Origin of the sequence: Micromonospora chokoriensis (assembly GCF_000718555.1) — a bacterium.
In the GTDB taxonomy this organism is placed as follows: Bacteria; Actinomycetota; Actinomycetes; order Mycobacteriales; family Micromonosporaceae; genus Micromonospora; species Micromonospora chokoriensis_B.
In genome coordinates this window covers 19,688-39,358 of record NZ_JOAN01000017.1, presented here as the reverse complement: position 1 = coordinate 39,358, position 19,671 = coordinate 19,688, and the positions used below count along the sequence as shown (strand labels likewise).

The 19,671-nt window shown below is 71.5% G+C and carries 16 protein-coding genes; 9 read left to right on the top strand and 7 right to left on the bottom strand.

Going from position 1 to position 19,671, the window contains the following annotated elements:
- Positions 1-8: 8 nt before the first annotated feature.
- The 7 genes from IF46_RS0122650 to IF46_RS0122620 form a co-directional block, all read right to left on the bottom strand.
- Entirely contained in the window at positions 9-1,142 is a 1,134-nt protein-coding gene (locus IF46_RS0122650; RefSeq protein WP_030490376.1) for an acetate/propionate family kinase, read from the bottom strand.
- Complete coding sequence (pta, locus tag IF46_RS0122645) at positions 1,139-3,208, bottom strand: phosphate acetyltransferase (protein WP_030490375.1); 2,070 nt, start codon at positions 3,206-3,208, stop codon at positions 1,139-1,141. Before pta ends, IF46_RS0122650 begins: the two co-directional genes overlap by 4 nt.
- Before the next feature lie 111 nt (positions 3,209-3,319).
- Entirely contained in the window at positions 3,320-3,505 is a 186-nt protein-coding gene (locus IF46_RS0122640) for a DUF6104 family protein (RefSeq protein WP_030490374.1), read from the bottom strand.
- Between the two features lie 119 nt (positions 3,506-3,624).
- On the bottom strand, positions 3,625-7,377 hold the full coding sequence (locus IF46_RS0122635) for a multifunctional oxoglutarate decarboxylase/oxoglutarate dehydrogenase thiamine pyrophosphate-binding subunit/dihydrolipoyllysine-residue succinyltransferase subunit (RefSeq protein WP_030490373.1): 3,753 nt from the start codon (positions 7,375-7,377) through the stop codon (positions 3,625-3,627).
- Between the two features lie 243 nt (positions 7,378-7,620).
- Entirely contained in the window at positions 7,621-8,445 is an 825-nt protein-coding gene (locus tag IF46_RS0122630; protein ID WP_030490372.1) for an ABC transporter permease, read from the bottom strand.
- Positions 8,442-9,377 carry an ABC transporter ATP-binding protein gene (locus IF46_RS0122625; RefSeq protein ID WP_030490371.1) on the bottom strand — a complete coding sequence of 312 codons (936 nt, stop codon included), beginning with the start codon at positions 9,375-9,377 and terminating at the stop codon, positions 8,442-8,444. The genes IF46_RS0122630 and IF46_RS0122625 overlap by 4 nt, the downstream gene beginning before the upstream one ends.
- 141 nt (positions 9,378-9,518) lie before the next feature.
- On the bottom strand, positions 9,519-10,166 hold the full coding sequence (locus tag IF46_RS0122620) for a hypothetical protein (RefSeq protein ID WP_030490370.1): 648 nt from the start codon (positions 10,164-10,166) through the stop codon (positions 9,519-9,521).
- A gap of 158 nt (positions 10,167-10,324) precedes the next feature.
- Between IF46_RS0122620 and IF46_RS0122615 the strand changes: the two genes are divergently transcribed.
- The 9 genes from IF46_RS0122615 to IF46_RS0122575 all read left to right on the top strand — a co-directional run bounded on the left by IF46_RS0122615 (position 10,325) and on the right by IF46_RS0122575 (position 19,642).
- Positions 10,325-11,101, top strand: a complete 777-nt coding sequence (locus tag IF46_RS0122615; RefSeq protein WP_030490369.1) for a GNAT family N-acetyltransferase — start codon at positions 10,325-10,327, stop codon at positions 11,099-11,101.
- On the top strand, positions 11,098-12,036 hold the full coding sequence (locus IF46_RS0122610) for a lysophospholipid acyltransferase family protein (protein WP_030490368.1): 939 nt from the start codon (positions 11,098-11,100) through the stop codon (positions 12,034-12,036). Before IF46_RS0122615 ends, IF46_RS0122610 begins: the two co-directional genes overlap by 4 nt.
- Before the next feature lie 123 nt (positions 12,037-12,159).
- Complete coding sequence (locus IF46_RS0122605) at positions 12,160-12,984, top strand: DUF4097 family beta strand repeat-containing protein (protein ID WP_030490367.1); 825 nt, start codon at positions 12,160-12,162, stop codon at positions 12,982-12,984.
- Positions 12,981-13,592 (top strand): PadR family transcriptional regulator, encoded by a 612-nt coding sequence (locus IF46_RS0122600; RefSeq protein ID WP_030490366.1) that lies wholly within the window; start codon positions 12,981-12,983, stop codon positions 13,590-13,592. The genes IF46_RS0122605 and IF46_RS0122600 overlap by 4 nt, the downstream gene beginning before the upstream one ends.
- A gap of 72 nt (positions 13,593-13,664) precedes the next feature.
- Positions 13,665-14,366 carry a response regulator transcription factor gene (locus tag IF46_RS0122595; protein WP_030336721.1) on the top strand — a complete coding sequence of 234 codons (702 nt, stop codon included), beginning with the start codon at positions 13,665-13,667 and terminating at the stop codon, positions 14,364-14,366.
- Entirely contained in the window at positions 14,363-15,922 is a 1,560-nt protein-coding gene (locus tag IF46_RS0122590; RefSeq protein ID WP_030490365.1) for a sensor histidine kinase, read from the top strand. Before IF46_RS0122595 ends, IF46_RS0122590 begins: the two co-directional genes overlap by 4 nt.
- 62 nt (positions 15,923-15,984) lie before the next feature.
- Entirely contained in the window at positions 15,985-17,571 is a 1,587-nt protein-coding gene (locus IF46_RS0122585; RefSeq protein WP_030490364.1) for a S1C family serine protease, read from the top strand.
- Between the two features lie 186 nt (positions 17,572-17,757).
- Positions 17,758-18,429 (top strand): BON domain-containing protein, encoded by a 672-nt coding sequence (locus IF46_RS0122580; RefSeq protein WP_030490363.1) that lies wholly within the window; start codon positions 17,758-17,760, stop codon positions 18,427-18,429.
- Between the two features lie 100 nt (positions 18,430-18,529).
- Positions 18,530-19,642: a glycosyltransferase family 4 protein gene (locus IF46_RS0122575; RefSeq protein WP_030490362.1), complete on the top strand. Its 1,113-nt coding sequence runs from the start codon at positions 18,530-18,532 to the stop codon at positions 19,640-19,642.
- The last annotated feature ends 29 nt before the right edge of the window (positions 19,643-19,671 follow it).

The window sequence follows — 19,671 nt, the reverse complement described above, 5'->3', positions numbered from 1 at the left end:
CCAGGGCTCTACCGGCCCGTTCCTCGAACGCTCTCGACCACGTCCCGGGTCTGCCGGGCGATCTCCCGCTCCTCGTCGGTGCGGATGACGCAGACGCTCACCTCGGCACCATCGGGCGAGATCACCCGATCGCCGTCGCCGCCGTCGTTGCGGGCATCGTCCACGGTGATGCCGAGCCGGCCCAGGCCGGCCAGCGCGGCAGCCCGCACCGGCGCGGCGTGCTCGCCGACCCCGGCGGTGAAGGCGATCGCGTCGACCCGACCGAGCAGCGCGTAGTACGCCCCGACGTAGCCGGTGATGCGCCGGCAGTACACGTCGAAGGCCAGCTCTGCGGCCCGGTCACCGGCCGCGCGGCGCTGGAGCACCTCGCGCATGTCGTTGGCGCCGGTCAGCCCGAGCAGACCACTGCGGTGGTTGAGTAGGTCGTCGATGTCGTCCACCGACAGCCCGCCCTCCCGGCGCAGGTGGAAGATGACGGTCGGGTCCACGTCGCCGCTTCGGGTGCCCATCACCAGCCCCTCCAACGGGGACATGCCCATCGAGGTGGCGACGCTGCGACCGTTCGCCACCGCGCAGGCGCTGGCCCCGTTGCCCAGGTGCAGGGTGATCGTGTTGAGCTGCTCGTACGGGCGGCCCAGCAGCTCAGCGGTGCGGCGGGACACGTACGCGTGCGAGGTGCCGTGGAAGCCGTACCGGCGGATGTCGTACCGCTCGGCGGTGTCCCGGTCGATCGCGTACGTCGCGGCGGCCTCCGGCAGGGTGTGGTGGAACGCGGTGTCGAAGACGGCCACCTGCGGGATGCCCGGCAGCGCCGCGCGGGCCACCTCGATGCCGGCCAGGTTGGCCGGGTTGTGCAGCGGGGCGAGCGGCACCAGGTCCTTGATCGCGGCCAGCACCGCGTCGTCGACAAACACCGGCGCGCTGAACGTCCGGCCGCCGTGCACCACCCGGTGCCCGACCGCCGTCAACCCGGTCAGGTCCAGCCCGTCCAGGATCTGCCGGACCGCGGCGGTGTGGTCCGCCGGGCCGCCACCGGGCTCACCGATCCGCTCGACGACGCCGTGGTCGAGGGCACGGTCACCGTCGTAGCGGCGCCACTTCACCGACGACGACCCGCAGTTGAGCACCAGCACGCGACTCACGATGCCTCCTCGGTGGCCGCCTGGATGGCGGTGATCGCCACCGTGTTGACGATGTCCGGCACCAGCGCGCCTCGGGACAGGTCGTTCACCGGTCGGCGCAGACCCTGCATGACCGGGCCGACGGCGACCGCCCCGGCGGAGCGCTGCACCGCCTTGTACGTGTTGTTGCCGGTGTTCAGGTCCGGGAAGATGAAGACCGTGGCGTGGCCGGCGACCGGGCTGCCCGGCAGCTTCGTCGCCGCCACCGCCGGGTCGATCGCCGCGTCGTACTGGATCGGCCCCTCGACCAGCAGGTCGGGGCGGCGCTCCCGGACCAGCGCGGTGGCTGCCGCGACCTTCTCCACGTCCGCGCCGGCGCCCGAGCTGCCGGTGGAGTACGACAGCATGGCCACCCGGGGTTCGATGCCGAACCGGGCGGCGGTGTCGGCCGACGAGATCGCGATGTCGGCGAGCTGGGCGGCGTCCGGGTCGCGGTTGACCGCGCAGTCGCCGTAGACCAGCACCCGGTCGGCGAGCAGCATGAAGAAGACGCTGGAGGCCACCGAGACGTCCGGCAGGGTACGGATGATCTCGAACGCCGGCCGGATGGTCGCGGCGGTGGTGTGCGTCGCGCCGGAGACCATGCCGTCGGCGCGGCCGCTGGCCACCATGAGCGTGCCGAAGTAGTTGGGCTGCGCCACGATGTCGTACGCCAACTCGGCGGTGACGCCGCGGTGGGCGCGCAGCCGGGCGTACTCGGCGGCGAAGTCGTCGCGCCACCCGCTGGTGCCCGGGTCGACCAGGTTCGCGTCGCCGAGATCGATGCCCAGCTCACGGGTGCGCCGCGCGATGTCGTCGGGCCGACCGAGCAGCGTCAGCTCGGCCACTCCACGGCGCAGCAGGATCTCCGCCGCACGCAGGATCCGCTCGTCGGCGCCCTCCGGCAGCACCAGGTGCCGGGGCTTCGAGCGGGCCCGGTCGATCAGCTCGTTCTCGAACATCAGCGGGGTGACCCGCGTCGACCGACTGACCCGCAGTCGGCGGGCCAGGTCGTCGGTGTCCACACAGCGCTCGAACGCGCCGAGCGCGGCCTCGACCTTGCGGGGATTGGCCGTGCTGGGCCGGCCCTCGATGCGACTGGACGCGGCCACCGTGTCGTAGCTGTCGCTGCGCACGGAGAGCACCGCCAGCCCGGTGTTCAGCCCCTCCACCAGCCGCATGACCCGGGGGTCGGGCTGCTCGCCGAGGGTGAGCACCAGCCCGGCCACCGACACCTGTCCGGCCACGTGCGCGGCGCTCGCGGCGACGAGCAGGTCGGCCCGATCCCCAGGAGTGATCACCAGGGCGCCCTCGGTGAGGTGGCCCAGCAGGGTCGGCACATGCGCCGCGCCAACCACGAAATCCAGCACGTCGCGACCGAGCGCGGCGTCGTCCCCGGCCAGCAGGGTGGCGCCGAGCGCCGCGGCCACCTCGGCCACCGTCGGCGCCGAGACGCTCGGCACCTCCGGGATGGCGTACGCGGGGACCGGCAGGTCGGGCAGCGTCATCGGCCCGGGCACCCGGTTGGCGATCACCGCGAGCACTGTCGCGCCGAGGTCGGCCAGATCGTGGTACGCCCCGCGCACAGCGGACGCGACCGCCGCCGGCTCCTGCCCGAAGCCGTCCACCACCGGCACCACCACGCTGCCGAACTCGGTGGCCAGCCGGGCGTTGAAGGCCAGCTCCCGGGGGCGGGCCGGGTCGCCCGGGTCGTCGAAGTCGCTGCCCACCACGACCACCGCCGGGCACTGCCGCTCCACCGCCCGGTAGCGCTCGACGATGGCGGAGATCAGCTCCTCCCGCCGGCCGTCGGCGACCAGCGCCGCAGCCTCGCAATAGCTAGCCCCGGCCAGCTCAGCGAGCGGCACCTCGACCCGGTAACGCTCGCTCAACAGGGCGAGAATCGGATCCGCGCCGCCATCGGCGACCAGCGGCCGAAAAACCCCAATCCGCCCAACCTGGCGAGAAAGCAACTCCGCCAACCCAAGCGCGACGGTCGACTTCCCCCCACCGGACCCCACGCTGGTCAGATAAACGCTGCGAGCCACAACCCCACCCCCCTGCTGCCGGTGATCAAGAAGTTTGCGTCAAGTCCGGCCCCAATCGTGACCGAAACCTCTTGATCACCAGGGGCGGAACGGGCGGAACGGAGGGCGGGGTCAGGCGTCTTCGTCGTCGGGGTCGTCGAGGCGGGCTAGGTAGGTGGCTAGGCGTTCGATGGGGGTTTCGAAGTCGGGGTTGAGGTCGACGAAGTCGCGCAGGCGCTCGCCGAGCCACTCCAGGGTCACCTGCTCTTCGCCCCGGCGCTCGACCAGCTCCTCGATGCCACGGTCGGTGAAGTACATGGGGTACGTCCTTGTGCTCGTCCCGGCGCGGGCCGGGCGGATGAGATGGCGGATGGACCGACGGAGCGGGGCAGGACCGTGTGCAACGGCCCTGCCCCGGCTTCCGTGCTCAGGTCAGGTCACGGGCGGGGGAGAGCCGCCTCGATCAGCGCGTTCTGCTCGACCTCGTGGGTCTTGGCCGAGCCGACCGCCGGGGCGGCCGCCGCCGGGCGGGAGATCCGCCGCAGCCGAACGTCCGTGAGGTGCTCCAGCAGGTTGAGCGCGACGAACGACCAGGCACCCTGGTTGGCCGGCTCCTCCTGCACCCAGGCGAAGTCGTCCGCGTTCGGGAACTGCGCCAGGGCGGCCCGGATCTCCTCCACCGGCAGCGGGTACAGCTGCTCGATCCGGAGGATCGCGGTGTCGGTGACGCCGCGCTCCTGCCGGGCCTGGAACAGGTCGTAGTAGACCTTGCCGGAGCAGAGCAGCACCCGCTTCACCGACTCCGGTGCCGGGGCGGCCGTGTCGCGCAGCACCGGCTGGAAGGTGCCGGTGGTGAAGTCCTCCACCGGGGAGACGCAGAGCTTGTGCCGCAGCAGCGACTTCGGCGTGAACACCACAAGCGGCTTGCGCTTGGGCGACAGGGCCTGGCGACGCAGCAGGTGGAAGTAGTTCGCCGGGGTGGTCGGGATGGACACCCGCATGTTGTCCTCGGCGCACATCTGCAGGAACCGCTCCGGCCGACCGGAGGTGTGGTCCGGGCCCTGACCCTCGTGGCCGTGCGGCAGCAGCAGGGTGACGGCGGAGCGCTGGCCCCACTTCACCTCACCGGACGAGATGAACTCGTCGATCACCGACTGGGCGCCGTTGACGAAGTCGCCGAACTGGGCCTCCCAGGCGACGAGGGCGTTGATGTTCTCCACCGAGTAGCCGTACTCGAAGCCCATCGCCGCGTACTCGCTGAGCAGCGAGTCGTGCACGAAGAACCGGGAGCGCTCGCCGTCGCCGGTGAGTGACTTCAGCGGCAGGTAGTCCTCGCCGGTGCGGGAGTCGACCACCGAGGCGTGCCGCTGGACGAACGTGCCACGACGCGAGTCTTGCCCGGCGAGCCGGACGGTGACCCCGTCGTGCAGCAGCGCCCCGAGCGCGATGATCTCGCCGAAGCCCCAGTCGATGTTGCCCTCGACGGACATCTTGGCCCGCTTGTCCAGCAGTTGCTGGATCCGCTTGTGCGGGGTGAAGCCGTCCGGCAGGTTGATGTGCGCCTCGCCGATGGCCTTGACCACTGACGCGTCGGTGGCGGTGTCGACCTGCGGCTCCGGCTCCTCCTCGCGGCGCGGCCGGTTGAGCTGGCGCGGCGCGGAGGCGGCGTCGCGGGTGGCCTTGAAGACCTTCTCCAGCTGCGCCTGGTAGTCGCGGAGAAGCTCCTCCGCGTCCTCCACGGTGATGTCGCCGCGACCGATCAGCTCCTCGGTGTAGAGCTTGCGGACCGAGCGCTTCGAGTCAATGATCTTGTACATCTGAGGGTTGGACATCGACGGGTCGTCACCCTCGTTGTGCCCGCGCCGGCGGTAGCAGACCATGTCGATCACGACGTCCTTGTTGAACGTCTGCCGGTATTCGAAGGCCAGCCGGGCCACCCGGACCACGGCCTCCGGGTCGTCGCCGTTCACGTGGAAGATCGGCGCCTGGATCATCCGGGCCACGTCGGTGCTGTAGAGGCTGGACCGGCTGTATTCCGGGGCGGTGGTGAAGCCGACCTGGTTGTTGACCACCACGTGCACGGTGCCGCCGGTGCGGTAACCGCGCAGCTGCGACAGGTTGAGGGTTTCGGCGACCACACCCTGCCCGGCGAACGCGGCGTCACCGTGCACTGCCAGCGGCAGCACGGTGTAACCCTCCAGCTTGAGGTCGATCCGGTCCTGCTTGGCCCGGACGATGCCCTCCAGTACCGGGTCGACGGCCTCCAGGTGCGACGGGTTGGCCACCACCGACACCTTGACCGCGTGCTCACCGTCGGGAGTGGTGAACTTGCCGTTCTGGCCCAGGTGGTATTTCACGTCGCCGGAGCCCTGCGTGGAGCGCGGGTCCAGGTGGCCCTCGAACTCCGAGAAGATCTTCTCGTACGGCTTGCCGACGATGTTGGCCAGCACGTTGAGCCGACCCCGGTGGGCCATGCCGATGACGACCTCGTCCAGCCCGTTCTCGGCGGACGACTCCAGCACCTCACCGAGCAGCGGGATCAGCGACTCGCCGCCCTCCAGCGAGAAGCGCTTCTGGCCGACGTACTTCGTCTGCAGGAAGGTCTCGAACGCCTCGGCGGCGTTGAGCCGGTTGAGCACGTGCTTCTGCTCGTCGGCGGACGGCTTCTCGTACTTGCGCTCGATCCGTTCCTGGACCCAGCGCCGCTCCTCCGGGTCCTGGATGTGCATGTACTCGATGCCGACCCGGCGGCAGTACGAGTCGCGCAGCACGCCGAGGATCTCGCGCAGCTTCATCCGCTGCCGGCCGGCGAAGCCGTTGACCGGGAACTCGCGGTCCAGGTCCCACAGGGTCAGCCCGTGCTGGAGGACGTCCAGGTCGGGGTGCTTGCGGATCTTGAATTCCAGCGGGTCGGTGTCGGCCATCAGGTGACCGCGCACCCGGTACGCGTGGATCAGCTCGTGCACCCGGGCGGTCTTGTTGATCTGACCCTCGGAGTTGACCGCCACGTCGCGCATCCAGCGCACCGGCTCGTACGGGATGCGCAGCGCGGTGAAGATCTGGTCGTAGAAGCCGTGCTCACCCAGGATCAGCTCGTGCATCACCTTGAGGAACTCGCCGGACTGCGCACCCTGGATGATCCGGTGGTCGTACGTGCTGGTCAGCGTGATGATCTTGCTGACGGCCAGCTCGGCCAGGGTGGCCTCGGACATGCCCTGGTAGGGGGCCGGGTACTCCATCGCGCCGACGCCAATGATCGCGCTCTGCCCCTGCATGAGCCGCGGCATCGAGTGCACGGTGCCGATGCCGCCCGGGTTGGTCAGCGAGATCGTGGTGCCGGAGTAGTCCTCCATGGTCAGCTCATTGCGCCGCGCCCGTCGGACCACGTCCTCGTATGCCTGCCAGAACTGCCGGAAGTCCATCTGCTCGCAGCCCTTGATGGAGGGGACCACCAGGTTGCGGCTGCCGTCCGGCTTGGCCAGGTCGATCGCGATGCCGAGGTTGACGTGCGGCGGGCGGACCATCGCCGGCTTGCCGTTGGCCTCGGCGAAGGAGTTGTTCATCTCGGGGTGCTGGACCAGCGCGCGCACCAGCGCGTAGCCGACCAGGTGGGTGAAGCTGACCTTGCCGCCCCGCCCGCGGGCGAGGTGGTTGTTGATCACGATGCGGTTGTCGACCAGCAGCTTGGCCGGGACCGCGCGCACGCTTGTCGCGGTGGGCACGCTCAGCGAGGCGTCCATGTTCTGGACGATCTTCGCCGCGACGCCGCGCAACGGGGTGGTCTGCGGGCCGTCGACGCTCGGCGCGGCGGCCTTGGCCGCCGGCTTGGCCGGGGCGGCCTTCTCCGGCGTGGCCTTCGGCGCGGCCGGAGCGGCGGCGGGCTTGGCCGGTGCCGACTGCGCGGCGGGCGCAGCGGTCGCCGGCTTGGCCGGGGCACTCGGCTGGGCGACCGTGGCGGCCGCCTCGGGCTGGCCGTCCGGCTCCGGGGCGGCGGCCGGCTTGTCCGCCGACTTGGCCCCCTGCGGGGTGCCCGCACCGGGCGCTGGTCGGTAGTCGGCGAAGAAGTCGTGCCAGGCCGAATCGACGCTCGATGGGTCGGCGAGGTAGCGCTGGTACATCTCCTCGACGATCCACTCATTCGGGCCGAAACCCGCCAGTGGGTTCTCCTGCGAAGTCTGCTGGGTCGACACGGCCGGTAATCGCCTCTTTCACGCGGGTTTATGTGTCACGCGGTGTCCGTCGCGCCCGGTTAGAGGACTACGGACAGGACGCTCCCAGGCTACGCCGTACGGATCCCGCAGGCATTTCCGCCTCGGTCTGGTGGCCGGATTCACAGAAGATGCCAGAAGTTCAGCAACCCCTGCGTGTTCTGTTGACGGCTGCTACGGGCTCCCGGGGGGTGGCGGCCACGTCGCCGCCACCCCCCGGGGCCGTCAGGAGATGTCGCGTCGGCGCATCAGCAGGGTGCCGACCACGCCGGTCACCACGGCGTACCCGATGAGCACGGCGGCGCCGGCCCAGCGGGGCGGGTTGCCGGGGATGTCCGCCCCGGCGACCATCAACGACGAGGCGAGCGACGGCACCAGCAGTTGCAGGTTGTTGATCCAGTCGCCCCAGCGCTCGGCCAGGATGGCGATCACGAAGATGGCGCCGATCGAGCCGCCCAGGTAGAGCAGGATGCCGGTCACGGTGGCGCCGATCTGGCTGCGGATCAGCACGCCGATGCCGACGCCGAACACCGCCCAGAGCAGGTACGCGAGCAGGTTCAGCCCGATCGCCCGCCAGGCGGCGTCGTTGCCGAGTTGCGAGTCCAGCCCGACCGCGTTCAGGACCGCCGACCCGGCGACCAGGTTGAGCGCGGTCGTCACCAGCCAGAACAGCAGCGCTAGCACGCCGGCCGCGACCAGCTTGGCGCTCATCACCGCGGTGCGGTGCGGGTTGGTGAGGAAGGTGGTGGTGACCGTCTGGTGGAAGAACTCACTTGTCACCACGATGATGCCGAGCAGCATCACGATCAGCAGGCCGAAGAACTGCCCGGTGGTGAAGAGGTTCGACGAGAGCGCGTCCACGCTGGCTACCGCCGCGACCTGGGCGGCCTCTTCGGCCGACAGGTCACCCAGGTTGTTGCTGGTCAGAGCGTCGGCCTGCAACCAGTTGATGAGCAGGGTGAGCGCCCACAGCGGCAGGCTGATCAGCGCGAAGATCCACCAGGTGTTGGTGGTACGGATCTTGAGTAGCTCGGATCGGACCAGGTTCATCGGATGCCCGCCTTTCCGGCCGTCAGCTCCAGGAAGACCCGTTCCAGATCGGGCCGTTCGGTGGTCAGTTCGTGCAGCTCCACCCCGGCGGCGAGGGCGGCGCGGCCGATCGTCGGGGCGTCCACCCCGGCGACCAGCAGTACGCCCTGCTCGTCGGTCTCGATGGTCGCCGACTGTGCCTTCAGGGCGGCGGTCAGCGCCTCGGCCTGCGGGGTGCGGACCCGGACCCGGGCGCTCTGCGCCATCGATCCGAGCACCTGCTCGACCGGCCCCTGCCGGACCAACTGCCCGGCCGCGATGATCACCACGTCGTCGGCGAGCAGCTGCATCTCCGACAGCAGGTGGCTGGAGACCAGCACCGTGCGGCCCTCGTGGGCGAGGTTCTTGAGGAACCCGCGCATCCACCGGATGCCCTCCGGGTCGAGCCCGTTGGCCGGCTCGTCGAGGATCAGCACGCGGGGGTCGCCGAGCATCGCGGCGGCGATTCCGAGCCGCTGCTTCATGCCCAGCGAGTAGCCCTTGAACTTGCGCTTCGCCGCCGGGGACAGCCCGACCAGGGCCAGCACCTCGTCGGCCCGCTGCTTGGGCAGCCCGGCTGCCGCGCAGATGACCCGGAGGTGGTTGATGCCGGTGCGGCCCTTGTGGGCGCTGGAGGCTTCCAGCACCGCGCCGACGTGCCGCAGCGGGTCGCTGAGGTCGGCGTACCGGTGACCGCTGATGGTGGCCGTGCCGGAGGTCGGCGTGACCAGGTTCAGCAGCATGCGCAGCGTGGTGGTCTTGCCGGCGCCGTTCGGGCCGAGGAAGCCGGTCACCCGCCCCGGCGCCACGGTGAAGGACAGGTCGTTCACCGCCCGGACGTTCTTGTACTGCTTCGTCAGACCGGACACCACGATCTGACCGTCGCTGGTGGGGCTTCGCTGCCCGTCAGTCATCGTTCTCCTCCCGTGTGTGGCGTCGAGGTACGCCGTGGCACAGCGTGACGGGCGGTGGCAACAAGGTCAATCAGGCGCGGTCCGTACATCTCGATCCGTCGCAGGGTGGAGACGACTCATCCTTGTGGACGACAGCCGGGCTCAGCGGGCGATCCAGGTCGCCCGGGCCGCGCCGAGCAGCGCGCCGTCCGGGCCGTACAGGCTGGTGTGCACGAGCGCCTTGCGGCCGTCGACGCCGATCAGTGCGCCGGTCACCACGCACTCGTCGCCCGGCCCCGGCAGCGCCGTGACCACGGCGGCGATCCGACCCAGCAGGTACGGGCGGCCCGGCGCGAGCACCGCCCACCCGCCGGGACAGTCCAGCGCCGCCCAGACCGTGGCCTCGCTGACCTGCTCGGGCGCGTGAAACGGCGCGGCGGTCCGCCCATCCGGCAGCCGGCCGGGGAAGATCCGCAGCCCGTCGGCCCGCTGCGGGCCGCAGACGTAACAGTTGGGGAACGGATGCTCGACCAGGCCGGGGTAGCGGGTCGCGGCGGCCACCGCCGTCTCCAGGTCGACCGGGGGTACGACGGCATCGAGCAATCCGGCCGGGCGCACCTCGGCCACCAACTCGCCGGCCGGATCCCGGACCTCGCCGTCGACCAGGGTCAGCTCGGTCGCCAATGGTGGTGGCCGGCGCAGCGTCACCTCGACCGGCCCGCTGCCACCCGCCGCGGCGGCGAAGATCCCCGCGCTCCAGCCGCCGTTGCCGGAGCCGGCTGGCCCGTTGTAGCGGGTTTCGATGCGCATCGTCGACCTCCGAGGGTGCGTGGCGGCGTCGTCGCCGGCTGCTCGGGCAGCGTCGCACGGTAGGCGCCGGGCGTCGCTAGCGGTCTCGCCTGCCGGCGTTCATCCGAACGACACCAGTGGTCCCCGTGGATGGCAACCCGGGCACCTACACAGATCCCATGGCCGTTCTGCATGTCGCTGGCGCCCCCTTGACGACCAGCGGATACACCCTGCTGATCGCCGACGACCTCACCCAGGTCGCGGCCGCGCAACGCCTGCGTCACGAGGTGTTCGCCAACGAGCTCGGCGCCACCCTCCTCCCCGGCGAGGCCGGGCTGGACGTGGACCCCTTCGACGCGTACTGCGACCACCTGATCGTCCGCGAGGACAGCACCGGCGACGTGGTCGGCACGTACCGGCTGTTGCCTCCGGGGCGCATCGATCGGCGGTACGCCGAGGACGAGTTCGACCTCACCGCGCTCGACCCGCTCCGCGATGACCTGGTCGAGGCGGGCCGGTCCTGTGTGCACCCGGACCACCGCACCGGCGCGGTGATCAACCTGATGTGGGCGGGCATCACCCGCTACCTGCACCTGCGTGGCTCTCGCTGGCTCGGCGGCTGCGCGTCGGTGCCGGTGGCCGACGGTGGGCGGACGGTCGCCGAGGTGTGGGCCCAGGCCCAGGCCCGGCACCTGTCGCCGCCACCGCTGCGGGTCCGCCCGTTGCGGCCCTGGTTCAGCGACCCGGCTGCCGCTGCCGCCCCGGTCGCCGACCCGGCCGAGCGGGTCGCGGTGCCGCCGCTGCTGCGGGGCTACCTCCGGCTCGGCGCGTGGATCTGCGGCGAGCCGTCGTACGACCCCGACTTCGGGTGCGCGGACTTCTACGTGCTCTTCGACCTGAACCGGATGAACCCGCGTTACCTGCGGCACTTCCTGGGCGAGGAGGTGCAGCGGTGACCGCCGTGCCGCACGACCTGTGGCGGCCCTCCTCGGGCTGCGACGACGACTGCCTGCCGGCGGCCGGTGAGGTGCCGACGGTGCCGGTGGCCCGCCGGGTGCTCCGGTTGGTCGCCGCGCTCGGCATGCTGCTGGCCGGGATCGCAGTGGTGGTGCTGCTGCCCGTGCTCCCGACCCGGGAACGGCAGGCGATGGTCAGCGGCTGGGCGCGGGCCACCGCGCGCGCCTTCGGCGTCCGCCTCGTGATCCGGGGTCGACTGCCCCGGCGGCGGGCGCTGCTGGTCGCCAACCACGTCTCCTGGCTGGATATCCTCGCGGTGCTGGCGGTCGCGCCCACCCGGATGGTCGCGAAGCGGGAGATCCGCTCCTGGCCGGTGGTCGGTCTGCTGGCCGCGGCGGCGGGCACGGTCTTCGTGGACCGCACCCGACCGCTGGCGCTGCGGACCACCGTCGACCGGGTCGCCGACACGCTGCGCGCCGGGCGGTCGGTGGCGGTCTTTCCGGAGGGTACGACGTGGTGTGCCGGTGACGGCGCCGCCGACTGCCGCCCCGGCGGCGGTTTCCGGCCGGCGACGTTCCAGGCGGCCATCGACACGGGTAGCCCGGTGGTGCCGCTGCGGCTCACCTACCGCTGTGAGGCCACCCGGTCGACCACCACGGCAGCGGCCTTCCTCGGTGCGGACACCCTGCTGCGCTCGGTGGCACGGGTGGTCGCGGCGCGGGAGTTGGTGGTCTCGGTGACGATCGCCGCCGCGCTGCACCCGGCCCGGGACGCAGATCGGCGGTTGCTGGCTCGGGCCGCCGAGTCGGCCGTACACCTATTGCCGACGGCGGGTGCCGGGACGCGGGCCCGGCTGCGCGCGGTCCCCACGGCGACCCCGACTGTTCCGGTCCGGACGCCGGGCAGCGGCCGGGAGCTGGACCTGGCGGCCTGAGGGGAGCTACGCCGAACGCCGAGCCGGCGACCGGTCACGACCTGTCTTGTGGTGTCGCGATGTATCGCGTTACAGTCTCCTCGTGTTCGACGCGTGTCTGCGCGTCATCGAGAGGGGAACGCCATGGCCGGATGGACGGTCGAGAGCCCGCAGCGGCTCACCGTGGACGGGCCGGTCGTCCGGCTGGACGTGCGCCTGATCAGTGGACGGCTCAACGTGGTCGCCACCGACGGGCCGACCCGGGTCGACGTGACCCAGGTCGGCCGTCGGCCGGTCCTGATCGACCACACCGACGGTCGGCTCAGCATCCGTCAGGAGCGTGGCCGGGGCTGGTCGGACGTCCTGCGGTGGTTCCGGATGATCCACCGCTATCCGCGGGTGGACGTCTCGGTCGCCGTGCCCGCCGACGTCCTCGCCGAGCTGAGCCTGACCGCGGGGTCGGTGGTCGTCTCCGGCCTGCGCCAGCAGACGGCCGTCCACGTGGTCGCCGGCCAGATCACCCTGATGGGCCTGCGCGGCAACACCTCCGCGCAGATCACCTCCGGCCCGGTGGAGGCGCTCGGCGTCCGCGGCGATCTCAGCCTGGAGACGGTCTCCGGGGAGGTGATCCTCGCTGACAGCGCCGCCGACCGGGTGCGGGCGCAGACCGTCTCGGGCGCTATCACCTGCGATCTGGACAATCCTCGGCGCAGCGAGATCCGGTTGACCACCATCTCGGGCAGCATCACCGTCCGGGTCCGCGAGGACAGCGACCTCGCCGTCCGGCTGAACACCGCCTCCGGCCGGATCACCAGCGGCTTTCCACAGCTGCGCACCTCGACGTTCCCACTGCCCAGCGGCGAGGGGGTGCTCGGTGCCGGCGAAGGTAAGCTCTGGGCTTCCGCGACCTCGGGGAGCATCGCCCTGCTCGCCCGAGCGGTCGACCACGACGGGGAGGAGCAGCCGTGACCGCCGTGTTCAGCCACGGGCGGCTCCGGCTCTACCTGCTCAAGCTCCTCGACGACGGCCCGAAGCACGGCTACGAGCTGATCCGCCTGCTGGAAGACCGGTTCCTCGGGCTCTACGCGCCCAGCGCCGGCACCATCTACCCCCGCCTGCAACGGCTGGAGGTCGAGGGTCTGGTCAGCCACACCGCAGCGGGTGGCCGCAAGACGTACGAGATCACCGACGCCGGCCGTGCCGAGCTGCGTCAGCGGGCCGGTGAGTTGACCGCCCTGGAGACGGACATCGCGGCCTCGGTGGCGGACCTGTCCAGCCTGGCCGGCGACATCCGCAGTGAGGTGCGCGGCTCAGTGCGCGACCTCAAGCGGGAGCTGAGCGAGGCCACCCGACAGACCCGGCGGGCCCGGTGGGAGACGCCCGCCCCGCCGCTCCGGACGGCGTCCACCGCCGGGCCGCAGGCCGAGCTGCTCGACGACCTCGACAAGCGGCTGGCCGCGTTCACCGCCGAGGTGGGTCGGCTGCTGCGCGCCCGACAGTTCAGCGACGTCCAGCTGCGCACCGCGATCCGGCTGCTCGACGGCGCGCTCGACGGGCTGCGCCGCCTGCTGCGCTGACCGACGGCGACTCACAGCCTTTTTGCAGGAACCGTCCAGCGCGGGCGCAGTGACATCGCCGATGATGGGGCCATGCCCGCTACCCAGACCGAGGCGCGACTTCTCGTCGTCGAGGACGACCCCAACATCCTCGAACTGCTCTCCGCGAGCCTGCGGTTCGCGGGCTTCGACGTGGCCACCGCGACAAGTGGGAGCGCGGCGCTCAACGCCGCCAAGGACCACCGGCCCGACCTGGTGGTGCTCGACGTGATGCTCCCCGACCTGGACGGCTTCGAGGTCATCCGGATGCTCCGCGAGGGCGGCACGCGTACCCCGGTGGTGTTCCTGACCGCCCGGGACGCCACCGACGACAAGATCCGTGGGCTGACCCTGGGCGGCGACGACTACGTCACGAAGCCGTTCAGCCTGGAGGAGCTGACCGCCCGGATCCGCGCCGTGCTGCGCCGCACCACGACCGGCGAGCAGGCCCCGTCCCGGCTCACCTTCGCCGACCTGGAGTTGGACGAGGAGACCCACGAGGTGCACCGGGCCGGCCAGCGGGTGCAGCTCTCGCCGACCGAGTTCAAGCTGCTGCGTTACCTGATGCTCAACGCCAACCGGGTGCTGTCCAAGGCGCAGATCCTCGACCACGTCTGGAACTACGACTTCAGGGGTGACGACAACATCGTCGAGTCCTACATCTCGTATCTGCGGCGCAAGGTCGACACCACCCAACCCCGGCTGATCCACACCCTCCGCGGCGTCGGGTACGTGCTGCGCAAGCCGGCGGCGTGAACCCGGTCCAGCAGGCGAAGGGACGGGTCCGCAGCGTTCCACTGCGGGTGAAGCTGGTCGCCTCGGTGCTCGCGCTGGTCTCCGTCGCGCTGGTGGTGATCAGCGTCTCGACCGCGTACTTCCTGCACAACTATCTGGTCGACCAGATCGACCTTGAGCTGCGCGAGTCGGCCGACCGGATCCAGTCCATCATGCCGTCGTCGAACGGCGTCTCGCTGCCCAGCGACTACGTGGTCGTGCTGACCAGCCCGACCACCGGCAAGGTGAGGGACTTCGCGTACGACACGTCCCGCTTCCGGACGGCCGATCTGCCGCCGTGGCCGAGCGACGCGGCTGGGTTCGAAGCCCAGGAGAAGGCCCAGGATGGCAAGCCCCGCACCATTCGCGCCCGGGACAGTTCGGTGCGCTGGCGGATGTTCTACATAGAGCGGCCCGACGGCCAGATGGCGGCGATCGGCGAGCACCTGACCGACGTCGACCTCGCGGTGAAGCGGTTGGCCTGGATCGACCTGCTGGTCGGTGGGTCGGTGCTGATCATGCTGGCCTCGGTTGGCGCGGGGATCGTCCGGACCAGCCTCAAGCCGCTCGTCGAGATCGAACGCACCGCCGCCGCCATCGCCGGCGGTGACCTGACCAGGCGTGTTCCCGACCCGGAAGAGGGCCAGGAGTACCCCACCTCGGAGCTGGGCCGGCTGTCGCGTGCGCTGAACGCGATGCTCACCCAGATCGAGGCGGCGTTCACCGCCCGAGCCGCCTCGGAGACCTCGGCGCGTTGGGCGGAGAGCGCCGCCCGGGATGCCGCCGCCGCCGCTCAGGCGTCCGAGGCGCGGGCCATCCGCTCGGAGGAGCGGATGCGGCAGTTCGTCGCCGATGCCTCGCACGAGCTGCGTACGCCGCTGACCACCATCCGTGGTTTCGCCGAGCTGTACCGGCAGGGTGCCGCCAGTGCGCCGGAGCAGACCGCCGGCCTGCTGCGCCGGATCGAGGACGAGGCGGCCCGGATGGGCCTGCTGGTGGAGGACCTGCTGCTGCTCGCCCGGCTGGACATGGAACGGCCGCTCTCGCTGACTCCGGTGGAGCTGCCGGTGCTCGCCTCCGACGCCGTGCACGCCGCCCGCGCGATGGCACCGGAGCGGCGGATCGAGCTGGAGATCGAGCCCGAATCGGGCCCGCTCGTCGTCTCCGCCGACGACGCGCGGCTGCGTCAGGTGATTGGCAACCTGGTCACCAACGCCCTGACCCACACCCCACCGGAGGCCGAGATCCGGGTCCGGTTGCGTGCCGAACCGGGTGGCTTCGCCGTCGTGGAGGTGGCCGACACCGGCCCGGGCCTCACACCTCAGCAGGCGGAACGGGTCTTCGAGCGGTTCTACCGAGCCGACGCGGCACGTACCCGACGGGCCTCCGGCAACACCAGCACCGGCCTCGGCCTGGCCATCGTGGCGGCGCTTGTCGCCGCCCACCACGGCTCGGTCGAGGTGGCCGAGACGCCCGGTGGTGGGGCCACCTTCCGGGTCCGGCTGCCGCTGCTGCCACAGGTCGACGCGGGCGAGTGACTTTCAGCCAACTTCCAGGCCGGTTCCAGCTTCGTTGCAGTGCGGGGGGAGAAGGTAGTGCCATGACCGAGTTCGAGTCCGACCCGCAGCGCCGGCCGGCCCCCACCGACGCCGAGCCGTCGCACCCCACCGCCGAGCTGCCGCGCGACGAGCGCGTGCAGTCCGACTCCCCGACCACTCCCGTATCGGTCCAGCCGACCGGGTACGAGCCGCCGACCGGCTACGAGCCCCCGGCCGCCACCCAGGCCACTGAGGCCACCCAGGCCACTGAGGCCACCCAGGCCACTCCCTCCGCGCCGCCGTACCCGGTCTCCGGCTACCCGGCGCCCGGCCAGCCCGGCTACCCACAGCCGGCCGCCGGTCACTACCCCGGTGCCCCCTGGTACGCGGGCCAGCAGTCCGGCTGGGCCGGCGGGGGCCAGCCGGGCATGGCGTACGGCCAGCACCAGCAGCACCCAGGTCAGCACGCCCAGCACCCCGGCCAGCACCAGCAGCACCCGGGCCAGCACGCCCAGCACCCCGGGCAGCACCCGGGCCAGCCGGTCCCGCCGTGGGGCCCGCAGGTCGCGCCGCCCGGCAGCGGACCCCGGCCGGGTCGGATTGCCAAGTTCGCCGGCGCGGGCGTCGCGGTGTTCGCCCTGATGCTCGGCTCCGGCGTGGCCGGTGGGGCGCTCGCGCTCGCCCTCGATGGCGACGGCGGCGGTATCACCCGCACCTACACTGCGGCCCCGGTGATCAACGGCGCGGACCTGCCGAAGATCGCCGCGTCCGTGCAGGACAGCGTCGTCTCGATCACCACCGACAGCGGCGAGGGCTCCGGCGTGGTGCTCAGCGCCGACGGGTACGTGCTGACCAACAACCACGTGGTCGCGTCCGCCACCGGCGGTGCCGTGCAGGTGATCTTCGCCGATGGCAAGAAGGCCAACGGGAAGGTCATCGGCACCGACCCGAAGACCGACCTGGCCGTTGTGCAGGCCACCGGGGTCAGCAACCTCAAGGCGGCCAAGTTCGGCGACAGCGACGCCATGCAGGTCGGTGACCAGGTGCTCGCCCTGGGCAGCCCGCTCGGCCTGCAGGGTTCGGTTACCTCGGGCATCCTCAGCGCTCGGGACCGCACCATCCGGGCCGGCGGCGAGGGCCAGCAGCAGGACCCGACCCAGCAGAGCCAGCCGGTCAGCTCGATCTCCGGCCTGCTCCAGACGGACGCGCCGATCAACCCCGGCAACTCCGGTGGCGCGCTGGTCAACACCCGGGGCGAGGTGATCGGCGTCAACACCGCCATCGCGACCTCCGGGCAGAGCACCGGCAACATCGGCGTCGGGTTCGCCATCCCCAGCAACAAGGCCAAGGACGTCGCGGGCAAGCTCCAGCGCGGCGAGAAGGTCAGCCACCCGTCGCTCGGCGTCGGCGTCAACCAGGCCGAGGGCGGCGGTGCGTTCGTCGCGTCGATCGTCGCGGGCAGCCCGGCGGAGAAGGCCGGTCTGCAGCGCGGCGACGTCGTCACCCGGTTCGGCGACAAGCCGGTGAACGACTCGGACGACCTGGTCGGCGCGGTGCAGGCCGGCAAGGTCGGCGACCGGGTCGAGGTGCAGTTCAAGCGCAACGGGGTCGAGAAGACGGCGACCGTGACGCTCGCCGAGACGTCCTGATCACCAACTGAACCTGCTTCCTCCCTCTGGCGGCGGGTGGCGGGGCCGAGGGGGTCGGCTCCGTCACCCGCCGCTTCTTTTCCGCCCGGACGGCGGTTCACCCGAATCGGGTGAACCGCCGTCACCCGTCTGCCCGGCAGGTTCGGTGGACGAGTCTCGGCGGCCTATGACCGGGGGTGAGGTGCCATGACCGAGGTGGTGGGTGTCCGCGACGACCAGCGGATCCAACGCGACGTCCTGGCGGAGTTGGCCTGGGACGCCCAGGTGCAACCGAACGAGATCGGGGTGGCCGTCGACCAGGGCGTGGTCACCCTGACCGGCTTCGTGGACGGTGCCGCTCGTGGCTGGGCCGCGACGCGGTGCGCACAGCGGGTTCGCGGCGTACGGGCGGTGGCCGACGAGATCGAGGTGCGGCTGCCCGGCACTCCGGGGCGTACCGACGCCGAGATCGCCATCGCCGCCACCCGCGCCTTGGAGTGGGACAGCTTCGTGCCCGCCGAACGGCTGGACGTGACAGTGGCCAACGGCTGGCTGATGCTTCGGGGTGAGGTCGAGTTCGGGTGGCAACGGCGGGCCGCCGAGGGCGAGGTGCGCCGACTCGACGGCGTACGGGGGATCACCAACCTGATTGAGGTACGACCCGTGGCGCCACCGGTCGCCGAGCGGCTGCGTCGGGACGTCCAGCGGGCGCTGCTGCGCACCCTCGGCGGCGAGCGGGTGAGTGTCGAGGTGGACGGCGACACACTGGTCCTCGCCGGGGTGGTCCGTTCCTGGTGGGAACGCGACCAGGTCGAGCGGGTGGCCTGGTCCGCGCCGGGGGTGCGGGTGGTGCACGACCAACTCCTGGTGGGCGGGTGATCGTCCGCGTTGTCCGGTTTACCCGGGACGTCACTGGGAAACCGCCGCCGACCGTCTCGACCGGCGGTGCCGCCGCACCGGGGATCAACGGGGAGGACTCGTGGCCGTGAACCACTCGCCTGCGGGCCGCCCGGGTGAGCGGTCGCTGCGCATCGCGATGGTGGTTCCGCCCTGGTTGTCCGTACCGCCACCCGGCTACGGCGGCCTTGAGCAGGTCGTCGCCGCCCTGGTGGACGCGCTCACCGACCAGGGGCACGCGGTGACCCTGTTCGGGGCCGGCGGTGACCACGGCACGGCGGCCGACGGTTTCGTCTCCACCGTCGCCGAGGTCCAGTACGAGCGGCTCGGTGAGTCACTGCCCGAGCTGGCTCACCTGGCCCGGGTGAATCGGCTGATCACGGCGGCCGACTTCGACGTGATCCACGACCACACCACGATCGGCCCGCTGGTCGCCGGCCGCCGGGCCGTGCCGACGGTCGCGACCGTGCATGGAAACCCCGTCGGGGAGTACGGCGATGTGCTGAGCGACATCGACTCGGGAGTCGCCCTGGTGGCGATCTCGCACGCCCAGCGTCGACTGAACCCGACCCTGCCCTGGGCCGGCACTGTGCACAACGCGCTGGACATCCGTGGCCTCCCGCGCAAGAACGCGCCTGGTGCAGGCCCGGTGTTGTGGCTGGCACGGTTCAGCCCGGACAAGGGCCCGGACACCGCCATCCGGGCGTGCCGGGCGGCCGGCTTGCCTCTGCTGCTGGCCGGCAAGTGCAACGAGCCGGCCGAGCGCCGCTACTACGAGCAGGTGGTCGCGCCGCTGATCGACGAGGATGTGACAGTCGTCCTCAACGCGGACCGCGCGGCGACGCTGCGGATGCTCGTCGACGCCCGTTGCCTGATCATGCCGATCCAGTGGGACGAGCCCTTCGGCATGGTGATGCTGGAGGCGATGGCGACCGGGACACCCGTGGTCGCGCTCAACCGGGGTGCGGTGCCGGAGTTGGTTCGGCCGGGGCTGACCGGGCTCGTCGTCGAGCGGCCGGAGGAGATACCCGCCGCGTTGTTCGCGGCGGAGCGGCTCGACCCGGCGGACTGCGTGGCGCACGTCGCCCAGAACTTCTCGGTCGAGCGGATGGCGTACGGCTATGCGGAGGTCTATCGGCGCTTCGCTCTCGGCCGGCACGACGTCCGTGCCTCGGCCCGGGTGCCGGTGCGCTGACCCACCCCGCCCGTCCGGGTGCCGCCGGC